This is a genomic window from Amycolatopsis sp. NPDC114484 (assembly GCF_055633755.1).
Genome location: NZ_JBVKDQ010000006.1, coordinates 42,330 through 53,274 on the forward strand (window position 1 = coordinate 42,330; position 10,945 = coordinate 53,274).

Below are 10,945 nucleotides of genomic sequence, written 5' to 3' on the forward strand. Positions count from 1 at the left end.
GGTGGTGGCTACGGATAGCGCACCAAGTTCGCCGGTTTCGTGGCCGCCGGGGTGGTCGCGCCGGCGTCGTTGATCACGTGAGTGATCGTTCCCTGGTGGTTGAGCGAAACCGTCACCATGTCGTGGAACCGCACTTCCGGGACGGCCGGGGCGGCGAAGGCGCGCGAACAGGCCACCGACGGGTTCGTGCTGAAGAAGCAGTAGCTGCCCAGGCCCCAAGCCTCGTGGCTGGTCACGTCCGGGGCGACCTGGTAGGCGGGGTAGCCCTCCGTCTCACCGTCCATCCAGCTGGCTTGGTCGGGGACGTCGTAGGGCATCTCGTTCTGGAAGAAGTAGGTGCGCCCGCCGTTTCCGTTCCAGACCACTTGAGTCTTCTGGAAGTGCTCGACGAACAACCCGTAGACGGTCACGTTGTCGCCGTTCACGACCAGGCCGGTGTCTGCCGTGTTGAAGCTCCAACCGACGTCGCTGTCGTCAGTTCCGTGGTCGGCTCGCCAGAGCCACAGGTGGTCGCCGATCACGTCACTGCTGTTGACGACGAGACTGGTGCGCGCTTTGCCCGCGGCAGCACCGCCGACGCGGAAGAACACGTCGTGCAGCGAGGTCGGGTTCGCCGAATGGTCTCCGTCCGCCCCGGGATCGCCGACCTGCATGAGCGTGGCCGACGAGGTCGTTCCGGCGTCGATCAGCAGGCCGGCGATCTTCACTCCGTCCACGTCGTCGACGTCTATCGCGGTGATCCCGCCGTCCGGCACCAAGGTCGCGATGCCAAGGCCGAGCACCACGGTGTCCGGGCGGGTCACGTGCAGCGGCTGATCAAGGTGGTAGACGCCTGGGGTGATCAGCAGGTGCTGGCCCGCCGTCAGGGCCGCGTTCATTTCAGTCGCGGTGGCACCCGGCTTCGCGACGAAGAACTGGTCGATCGGCAACGAAACACCTGGCGCGCTGTCGTGTTCCCAGGTGACCCCGGACGCGTTGGTCCGCAGAGCCGGTACGAACACCCGGTAATGCCCGGACTCATCGATCTCAAGGCACGGCTTTTCGCGTACGACCGGGGTCTGGTCGACCGTCGTGTAGGGCGGGTCCGGGAAGGTGCCGTCGGGTGCGCCGTCCACTCCGACGAACACCATGTTCCAAGTGGACCCGCTCCAGCTACCGAACTGCGAATCGCGCGAGATCCATTGCTGTTGCGACCCGGAACGGACCTGTCCGTCGATCTTCGTGTCCGAGATCCAGCCGCCGCTCGACCAGCCGCCGCCGTGGTCGAGGCGGAGGTCGCCGCGGACGTGCATCCGCCGGTACGGGCTCGCCTGCGAGACGGCCCATTGATCCGCGCCCCCGACGGGGTTCACTGACAGGTTTTCCGCGCCGCGCCAGAAGTTCTGGGTCGCGTTGTTCGGGGGGAACCAGTCCGCCTCCACGTGCACCGCACCGTTGATCGTCACGGCGTCGGGTGTGCTGCCCAGTCCGAGGATTTGGGTGTAGAAGCCGACGTTCACGTCGTTGGAGTACGTGCCCGGCCTGAACAGCACTGCATAGCGCTGGCAACCGAACTGGTTCTTTTCCTGCTCCGCGAAGATCGCGTCCAGCTTGCGCTGGATGCTCGCGCTCGGCATCGACGGATCGAAAACGACGACGTTCGGCCCCAGGTCCACTTGTCCCGGCGGCGGAGAAGTAGTGCCACCCACGGAGATCAGTGTGAACGACCGGTTGGCGTCGTCAGGACGGCCGGGCTGCTGAGGCTTCGCGCCGTCGACAGCCGGTCCGGCCGGGCGCGGTTCACGGTCCCGGCCGGAGTCAAGATCGACAACCGCCGCGGCGGGATGCGCTGGCCATCGCGGGTCAACCTCGGGAAACGGCAATCGCGGCGGGACCGCGGCGCGGCGCGTTCCCGGCGCGTTCCCGTCCTTCGAAACAGGAAGCGGGGAGCGCCGGGTGGTCGTCTCCACATCGCCCTCGCGGGTGAGGTGAAAGTGCCAATCGTGCGCGTTCGTTCCGCTGCCGATGTACGAGCGGGCCAGCGGGACAGACCTGACGGGCGATCGAGTAGCGGCTCGCTGAGTGTTCACCGCCATGACTGGGCCGGACCACACTTCAGCGGTTGCCGAGCGGGGCGGACAGGGCAGCGCTCCGCTGTTCCGCTCGGGAAGGTGGCCAGCCGGGTTCGGAGGTGTCGGCACTAGAGCAGCCACTCTCCGTGATTCGGGGCCCATCGCCACCTCCTTGCCGAGACGGACTGTCGGACGACCCCGGCCGGGAATACGGTCCGCTGCGGGGCAGAGGTCGGCTCGACGTCGTGACTGCGGAGGAATGTAACCGCGGGCACACCTGCACTCAACGCAAACCTGAAGAAAAGTCAGGAAGGGCAGTCGACCTGCACTAATACGCCAGCAGGGGGAGGTGAGGATGCGGGTTTAACCAGCTTGTCGCCACCTTCGAGCACGCTTGCGGCACGTAACCGACCCCCTGCCGAAGGCCCGGAAGGCGGGGTGTACTGTATGTCTATACGAGATGCGGAGTTCACCTCTGCTTCGGGGCTATGGCGCAGCTGGTAGCGCACCTCACTGGCAGTGAGGGGGTCAGGGGTTCGAGTCCCCTTAGCTCCACAGTGACGAAACGCCGCCCGCCGGATTCAATGATCCAGGTAGGGCGGTTTTTTCGTACCGCCAAATCTTGAGTTTTATGGTCTCGAACTTCAGCTACCGTTCAGTAGCTGGAGCAATCCTGGAGCAGTCCCTGACCCCATTTCGCATTGTGCGCAGATTCTGCTCCAGAGCATGTCGCCGATCGGGTGATTACCCCCAAGTTTCTTCGACATGCGACAAGGCTGCGTTCGCTGCACAACTTGCGAGGGGGGCGACGTTCATCGGAACCTGCTGGTTCAACAGTGTGACGTTCACCAGCGACGCCGGGTTCGGCGGGGCGACATTCACCAGCCGCACCTGGTTCGACAATGCGGCCTCCGATACGGCTGCGCGTGCTAGTGGGGCACGGGCTTGGTTGGCTCCCTCCGAGCCGGGCTTCCGGCGTCCGTCGTGGCCGTGGGGACGGACCGCCGAAGTGCCAGACGTTCCACTTAAGCGACAGCGAGCGGGCGCGGGCGCGGCTGGTTCCTGTGCCGATCGTCCTCGGCTCGCCGGATGAGGCCGGGACGTCCGGGCCGATGGCTGTGATGCCGCCGCCCGGCTGTGCCGTGTCCTCGAGGTCCGCCGCCCCGGGTTCTACGAATGGCTCGCCGCCGCTCCGGCCCGCGAACAACACGCGCGGGAAGAAGAGCGGCTGGCCGGCGAGATCGCCGGGATCCACACCGCCACCAGAGCACCTACGGCAGCCCGCGGGTCACCGCCGAGCTGCGCCGACGGCGGCGAAACGGCCAACCACAAACGCGTCGAACGGGTCATGCACGAACGCGGCATCACCGGGATCACCCGGCGCAAACCCCCGTCGCTGACCCGCCAGGACAAGACAGGCCCCGGCGCCGGACCTGATCGGTCGCGAGTTCACCGCTGGCGCCCCCGGCATGCGGCTCGTCGGGGACATCACCTACCTGCCCACCGACGAAGGATGGCTCTACCTGGCCACCGTGCTCGACCTGCACACCCGCGAAATCGTCGGCCACGCCCTCGCCCCGCACATGCGCGCCGACCTCGTCTGCGACGCGATCACCCTCGCCGCGGACCGCGGCCTGGTCAACGCGGGCGCGGTGTTCCACTCCGACCGCGGCACCCAGTACACCTCGACCGAGTTCCGCCAGACCCTGACCGCGCACGGCATCCGGCCCTCGATGGGCAGGACCGGGTCCTGCTACGACAACGCCGCCGAATCCTTCTTCGCCACCCTCAAAACCGAGATCGGCACCCGCTCCTAGACCACCCGCAACCACGCACGCGAGCGGGGGAAACCTCACAACCGTCCGGGACGCCGACGCTGCGGTTGCTCTGCCAGCGCGGAGCCCAGATATGCCCCTCGTCCGGCCATTCCAGCAGTCGCCGCGCGCCCTATTCTGCCCCGCGTGTCGAGCCGGACACACCGATCCCGAAACAGTCCCGGCTAGAGTGTAGGCGATGGGATGAAATCCACGGGGAGATCGGTAAAGTCCCACTTCAGAAGGTTGACTTCACCGGTGTTTGTCAGGATTTCGTAGAGAAGTCGCGTGGTCGGGCCCGGGTGTTCGCGCCACTCGTCAGCGCCTTGGCTGTGGTAAGCGATCTTCCAGGTGTCCGGGTCTGTCGATGCGGTGATCCAGCAGAAGGTTCCGCCTTGACCGTCGCTTCCCCAAGGCAGCAAGCCGCCCGGTTCGGGGAAGAGACCGTAGTCGACGTCGACGAGGTATTCGAGGTCTTCGTCGCCGAGGATGTTTAGGAGTTCGTCAAGATCGCGCTTGTACTTAATCCAGGCCTTCTCAGTCGCGACCGGACTGCGAATAACGATCCTGCGGAAAACGCCGCCCGGGAAGCGGGTTAAAAGCTCTTTGTAGTCGACTGGCAGCGGTGTGCGGAGTTCGCGTTCAACGTCTGACCACTCCTTTTCCGGCGTGAACTCGTCGTGCCAGTCGAGGATTTGAGCGATCTCGTCGACGAGGGACGGGGGATGGGCTTCGGTCATCGGCTCTCCCGGAGACTGGCGGCGGCAGAGGTTTCTACCACCCAGGCCGTTTCGCCCGCCAGTACCGCAATCGCTTCGGCAAGCTGCCGCCCGGGACCGCAGGCCGGCACAGACCTGCTAGGCGGCAGCCTGCGGTCGCATTCCGTCCGTGCGATCTTGCGAGCACTCGTTCGGCACGTTCGAGCAGTGATCGGCAAAGCCCAATCCGCGGGTCCGCGACCTGAGCGAACCAGCAGCAATACGGTTCACAGCACGGTGAACCCGATCCCGGACATAGGCGGGAAACAACGATTTCTCGCCCGATGGCCTACCGGATGCACACAGCATCGCTGCTTCGATACATCGAACCGCACTTTCGCGGCCCTCGACGATCAGCGGTAACCCGCATTCGCAACCCACTCGCCGTCCCCCATGTACGTCGACGGAACCCGAAAGACGGGCTGCTCATGGTCGAGATTGCGCCTGAGAATGTTGTCGCGACCCGCATGCGTGAGAACTTCCCAAATTATCTCAACCACTCCGCCGTCATGTTCAAACCATTTAAGGAGATCTGCACTGTAATACGCTATCGGCCATTGGTTCGGATCATCGGGTTCGGTCCGCCAGCAAAAGATGCCACCCTGAAGATCATTTCCCCACGGCAGCAGGCCGCCAGACTGAGGGAAAACATGGTAATCGGTGGACTGAAGGTACTCCAGGTCAGGATTGCCGAGCGCTCCGATCGTCCGCTGGACGCGGTTCCGCACGAAATCGTCCAGGTCGACACGGGAGTCGATCGGGTTCTCGAAAGACACCGCGTTTCTGAAGAATCCAGAGGGAAACCGACCCATCATTTCCTTATAATCATCCGGAAGAGCGGTCCCAATTCCCTCTTCCACAACACCCCAGTCTCGCCCTTTTTTTATACCGCCAGACCAAGAAGCAGCCTCGACTAGCTCATCCATTGATCGCGATGGACGTGACTGAACCATGATTTCTACCTCTTCGACGACGAGCAATCCGTGAATACGCTATCAGTAGCATCCCTTACGCTCGACCTTGCCTCCCAGCCGCACGTTTTTGATGTTGGCGTAGCAGACGTAGCCGTTGTCGCCAATGGCGTCGATGAAGATCCACAGTGGCACTGCTGCGGTATCGCTGGGGTACTGGGCACGCACCTGGTAGATGATCTCACGGTTGGTGCGCAACGCCGCCGCGATGCGGTTCTCAATCCCTTTGACATCTATCTGGTTTACATCGATGTACTGGTTAACGATATTGATCAGCGATCCGGAGCCGCTGAACCGGTTGGCGATCAGATGGCCGCGCTGCATGGAGCTCCCGTCGAATCCGGGCGGGGTCGCCCGGTAATCGCTTCCCTCCACACTCTTGGTAATGCATACGGTGCCTCCGCGTGCGCGCTGTTTCGGTGTACCGAGATAGGTGAACGACTCCAGCGGCAGATACTGGGGGTCGTCCTTGGCCATGGTACCGCCTGCGCAGTCATCGAGCTTTTTCTTGTCCTTGACGGGGTCGAGCAAGGGCCCAGGATCAGGTTTGACGTCAGGAACAGGTCTCTTCAACTCTTCCTCCGCGTCAACGACGGTGCAGGTCTCTCCCCCTCCGCCAGCCAGCGCAGGTGCGCGGCACTTGATCAGTCCCCGGACGTAGTTGCGGAGGTTGGTGGTGATGCGGCGGGCGGCGATGACGGCGTCCTTGAACGACCGGATGCCTTTGACGATGCGGACGGTGGCGGAGATGGCGTCGGGGATTTTGGAGAGGACTGAGATGAACTTGAACAGGGGCAGGGCGTTGACAACGGTCATGATGCAGGCGATGAAGTCGCCTTCGGTGAAGCATTTCTTGGCGTCGGTGTAGCCGATGAGGTCGAGCAGGACCTGCCCGCCTTGTTCGGTGATGAACCCCATGAGGCCGGCGTTGGCCTTGGCGCGGTTGTTGTTGTAGTCGTCGACGCCTTGCTGGCCTTTTTCCTTGCGGAGGGCGGTTTCCTCGTCCGCGGTGAGTGCGGGGACCTCGCTGTCGTCGTTGATCGCCTCTTCCGCGGCCTTGCGCTGCTCTTCTTCGTCGGCCTTGCGGAGTTCCTCTTGGAGTTTGGCGAGTTCGGCTTGGATGTCCTTGGCGTCGTTGGCGGCGTTCTTCGCGCGGGTTTCGGCGTCGCGGGCGTAGTTTTCGGCGTTGGTGGCCGCGTCGTTGGCGTCCTTGGCATGCTGCTCCGCTCGGTCTGCTGCCGCACGCGCGGCCTCGGCGTCCCGAGCGGCTTGCGCTGCCGCCTGTTGCGCGGCGGCGGCATCGTTGGCGGCACGGGTGGCCGCGGCGGAGGCTTCGTTGGCGGCCCGGGTGGCGTTGTCCGCGGCGGTGCGGGCGGCACGGGCGTCGGCTTCGGCCTGGTCAGCGGACAGACCGGCCAGGGCGGCGTCGGCGGCGGCCTGGTTCGCGGCGGCGCGGGCGGCTTGGGCGTCGGCCTGGGCCTGGGTGTCGACGACGTTCGCGTCGGCCGCAGCCTGGCGAGCACCAGCGGCTTCCCTCGCGGCCTCGGCTGCGGAAGCCTGGGCGTCGGCCGCAGACCGGGCGGCAGCGGAGGCGGAGTTGGCGGCGTCAGCAGCTGCTTGGTAGGCGGGGGCGACTTCGCCGGCCGCGTTTTTCGCGGCTTCGGCGGCGATACGAGCGCGTTCGGCGGCGTCGTTGGCGGCGGCCTGGGCGGCGTCGACCTGGCTGGCCCCGGTGTCGCGGGCCCGGTTGGCGACGTTCTGCGCGAAGTCTGCGTCGACGTCGGTGCCGGCGAACGGCGCGGCCATCCCGATCGCGGAGTCGGCCGGGTTGGCGATGCCGGACGCGGACTGCACCGCCGCACCAGCGGCGCGAGTAGCGATCCCCGCTTGCAGCGCGGCGGTCGACGCCTCCACGGCAGAGGCATTGGCCTCGTCCTGGGTGCGCTGCGCGGCCTCCAACGCTTGGGCGGATTTGACCGCGGTCTGCTGGGCCAGATCGGCTGCGTTGCGGGCGTTCTGCGCGGCGCGAGCTTCGGCCGCAGTCGCGTCGGCGGCTGCGGCGTTGGCGCGCATCGCGGCCTGGTGGACGAGCGCGGCCTCGGATTCGGCGCGAGTGGCGTCCTGGTCCGCCCGCGCCGCGGCGGCTTGGGCTTCGGTGGCAGCGACACGGGCTCGTTCGGCCGCGGCTTCGGCGTCGTCGGCCGCGGCGCGGGCTTGCGATGCCGCGGCCTGGGCTCGGTCGGCCGCGGCGCGAGAGTTGCTGGCCGCGGAGTTCGCCTGGATCGCCGCGCTGCGGGCATTGGCTGCGGCAGTGCCGGCGGCATCGGCGTCCGACCGTGCCTGCCTCGCGGCCGCAGCAGCCTGGTCGGCGTCGGCACGAGCCTGGTGCGCGGCGTTCCAGGCACGGTCCTTATCGGCCTGAGCCACCTCGGCCATGCCCTGTGCTTTTTGCGCAAGGGCCTCGAGGATCTCGGCCTTACGTTTGAGGGTCTCCGCGGACTTCGACACTTCGGCGGCGTAGTCCCGGGCCTGGTTCGCGTTGGCTTCCTGGGTGCGGGCGTCGGTGTCGGCGTCGCGGGCAACCACTTCCTGGCGGCGGGCGTCTTTGCTCCGGTCGGCGGCGATCTGTTCCTGTTGCTGGGCGGCACCGCGTTTCTGTGCGGCGATGTCGGCTTGGCCTTCGGCTTCGCGGCGTTTCTGTGCGGCGGTGTTGGCTTCGCGCACCGCGATGTCGCGCTGCTGGGCGGCTTCGCGCTGCTTGGCCTCGGCCTCGGCGCGCTTCGCGGCGGCCTGCTGCCGGTTGGATTCGGCTTCGGCGCGTTTGGCCGCGGCGGTGTCGCGCTCGCGTTCGGCGGCGGCGCGGGAGTCCTTGACGTTCTGCGCGTGCTGCTGCGCCTGATGCAAAGCGGCGAGCGCGTCGGCATGTGACTGCTTGGCCCGCGCGGCTGCGGTGGCCGCGGCGGCGGCCTGGTCGGCGGCGGCTTGGGCCAACTGCTTGGCTGCGGCCGCGTTCACCTCGGCGTTGGCACGCCACTGGCGGGCGTTCTCCTCGTGCGCCTTGGCTTTCTCAGAAGCGTCGGTGGCCGCGGCATCGGCGGCGATCGCGTCGACGGCGTGCGAGGCGGTGTCCGCGGCCTGTTTCGCGGCGGTCGCGGACGCGCCCATCGCCTGCACGACCTTCGCCCATTCCGACCCGTGCGGCATCCCGTTCTGCACCAGGATGTTCGCCTGCGCCACCGCCGCACCCGCGGCGGCCTGGGCGTTCTGCGCGTCGGTGGCGGCGTTGGCGACATGGCGGGCGACTTCGTCCTTCGCCCGCTGGTACAGCTCCGGGTGGTAGCTGTGCCCGGCCTGGTCGGCGGCGAGGGTTTTCGCGATGTCGCGGGAAGTGTTGGCGGCAGCGGTCATGTCGTTCGCGGCCCGTTCCAGCGCGCGGACGCCGTCGGCGTGGGCGGACAGCAGGTACCGGCGCGCGGTCATCGCCCGCGCCGTGCGCTGAGCGAGATCGGACGCGGCCTCGGCCTCCTTGCGCTGCCTCTCCAAATCCGCCAGATGCTTCTCGCGGGCGTCGGCGTCGCGTTTCGCGGCCTCGAGATACCCGGTCGCGAAGAACTGCTCGATCGCGGCATCCCCCTGCGCCAGCGCGGCTTTCGCCGCCGCCGACACTTCCGGCCCGCCGCGGTCCGCGACCAGCTGCACGTATGCGCGACGCCGGGCCTTGTACGCCTTGTCGAAAGCGTCGTTCTTGCGGTCCCGCTCGGCTGCGATGTCGCGCCCGTAGTCGAGGAAGGCCTCCCGATCGTGAGCGTCGCCCTTCAACGCCCGCTCGACAGCGGCGTTGAACTCAGGGCCGCCCTGCCCGGCCAGCGGCTCGATCAGCGCGCGGTTGGCCGCGTCCGCATCAGCTTTCCGTTTCCTGGCCTTGGCCCTGGCGTCCATGTTGCCGTGCGCGAAGAACTCGTCGATAGCGCCCGCGTCGCCAGCATCGGTACGACGCAGCGTCTCCCGCGCGGCGTCGCGGACCTCCTGGTCCTCGTCGTGGTCGGCGATGTCGGTGACCAAGTCCCGCTGCATCTGCTTGATCAGCGCGGCGTCCTCAGGGTCCAGCTCCCCCGCCGCAGCCGCATGCGCCGCGACAGCGGGCGGTTTCTTCTCCGGCGGCTGCCACTGCCCGTGGATCGCCCCGGCCGCGGACGCGGCGGCGGCGTTCGCGCCCTCTCCCGCGGTCACGGCCAGCAGGGCGGCGGTCATCGCGACGACGAGGCCCCGGTGCCATCCGGAGGTCGTCGCGGCGTGTCTTCTCGGTCTTCTGGACAGTCTGCGCACAGCAACGCACCCCTCGTCGACAGAACAGAGCGCACGGCACCGCCCCGGCGGAGCCGCGGAAGATCAGCGGAGAACGGGTTCAGGCGGGTTTCGACATCCGGTCGACCCCGGCCTGGGCCTGGCCTGAGACGTCGGTCCAATGCACCGTTTGCCCGGTCGCGAACGAGTCTTCGCCGGTCCAGGCAGAGCGGCTCTTCTTCGCCGACGCGGTGATCGATACCCAGACCGGGTCGGTCTCCCCGGGGTAGCGGTCCACAATGGACTGCCAGTAGCGGGCTTGTTCCGCGCACAGCGCCTGCTCGGCGTCCCACGTCGTACGAGCGGCGTCGGCCTTTTCCTTCGTGGTCGCCCACGACCGGGCGGCAACGGCGCGGGCCTGTTCCGCGGCCGCGCCGCTGGCGGCGAGCGCTTCCTTCTCAGCTTCCTGGGCATCGGCCAGCAGCCCCGGGATGAGCGCGTAGTAGCGCGCTCCCGCTTCCTGACTGCGCTGCCGGAAGAACTCGATATCCAGTTCCGCCGCGGCCATCCAGTCGGTCGCGTAGAACTCCCGGATGTCGGCGTCGGTGCTGCCCTGGCGCAGGGCGTGCTGCGCCGCCAGCCGGACCTGCTCGCCCGGATCGTTCTGCGCCAACGACGCCACGAAATCCCGCTCGGCCTGCGCAATCACCTGCCGATGCGCCTCGTCGGCCTCACGAGCCTGCGTATCCTTGGCCCTGGCCGCGGCGAAACCCGTGCGCGCGAATCGTTCCCGGTCCGCGTCCGTGCCGCGCAGCGCCCGGTCTGCCTCAGCATGCACCTCCGGCGAGTACGCCGCGCTGTAGGAGGCCAGCACCCGCTGCGCGAAGTCCCGGTTGCGGGCCGCGTTCTGCTGAGACCGCTGCCGGGCCTCCGCCAAGCCGGTCAGCACGAACGCCTTCAGCGCGGCCTCCCCGTCGGGCGACCGAATCGCATTCCATGCCGCCACTCGGACTAATATCTCCGAGTTGTAAAGGGCAATCTGCCTGACCATCGGATACCAGGCCGAA

5 protein-coding genes, 1 tRNA gene and 1 pseudogene are annotated in these 10,945 nt (G+C 67.2%); 2 read left to right on the plus strand and 5 right to left on the minus strand.

Annotated elements, in window-relative coordinates; all coding sequences use genetic code 11:
- Positions 1-8: 8 nt before the first annotated feature.
- Positions 9-1,616: a coagulation factor 5/8 type domain-containing protein gene (locus ACZ7SW_RS16975; RefSeq protein ID WP_470231667.1), complete on the minus strand. Its 1,608-nt coding sequence runs from the start codon at positions 1,614-1,616 to the stop codon at positions 9-11.
- A gap of 917 nt (positions 1,617-2,533) precedes the next feature.
- Between ACZ7SW_RS16975 and ACZ7SW_RS16980 the strand changes: the two genes are divergently transcribed.
- Positions 2,534-2,606: transfer RNA gene (locus tag ACZ7SW_RS16980), tRNA-Ala, on the plus strand.
- Positions 2,607-3,475: 869 nt separating this feature from the next.
- A pseudogene (locus tag ACZ7SW_RS16985) lies at positions 3,476-3,868 on the plus strand (DDE-type integrase/transposase/recombinase); the annotation flags it as partial.
- Between the two features lie 182 nt (positions 3,869-4,050).
- On the opposite strand, the gene ACZ7SW_RS16990 reads toward ACZ7SW_RS16985, so the two are convergent.
- The 4 genes from ACZ7SW_RS16990 to ACZ7SW_RS17005 all read right to left on the minus strand — a co-directional run bounded on the left by ACZ7SW_RS16990 (position 4,051) and on the right by ACZ7SW_RS17005 (position 10,884).
- Positions 4,051-4,605, minus strand: coding sequence for an SMI1/KNR4 family protein (locus tag ACZ7SW_RS16990; protein WP_470231344.1), 555 nt, complete (start codon positions 4,603-4,605; stop codon positions 4,051-4,053).
- Between the two features lie 371 nt (positions 4,606-4,976).
- Positions 4,977-5,603 (minus strand): SMI1/KNR4 family protein, encoded by a 627-nt coding sequence (locus tag ACZ7SW_RS16995; protein ID WP_470231345.1) that lies wholly within the window; start codon positions 5,601-5,603, stop codon positions 4,977-4,979.
- Between the two features lie 15 nt (positions 5,604-5,618).
- Positions 5,619-9,845 (minus strand): DNA/RNA non-specific endonuclease, encoded by a 4,227-nt coding sequence (locus ACZ7SW_RS17000; RefSeq protein ID WP_470231346.1) that lies wholly within the window; start codon positions 9,843-9,845, stop codon positions 5,619-5,621.
- Positions 9,846-9,999: 154 nt separating this feature from the next.
- The gene (locus ACZ7SW_RS17005) at positions 10,000-10,884 is read right to left on the minus strand and encodes a hypothetical protein (RefSeq protein ID WP_470231347.1); all 885 of its coding nucleotides are present in this window, start codon (positions 10,882-10,884) and stop codon (positions 10,000-10,002) included.
- Positions 10,885-10,945: the final 61 nt, after the last annotated feature.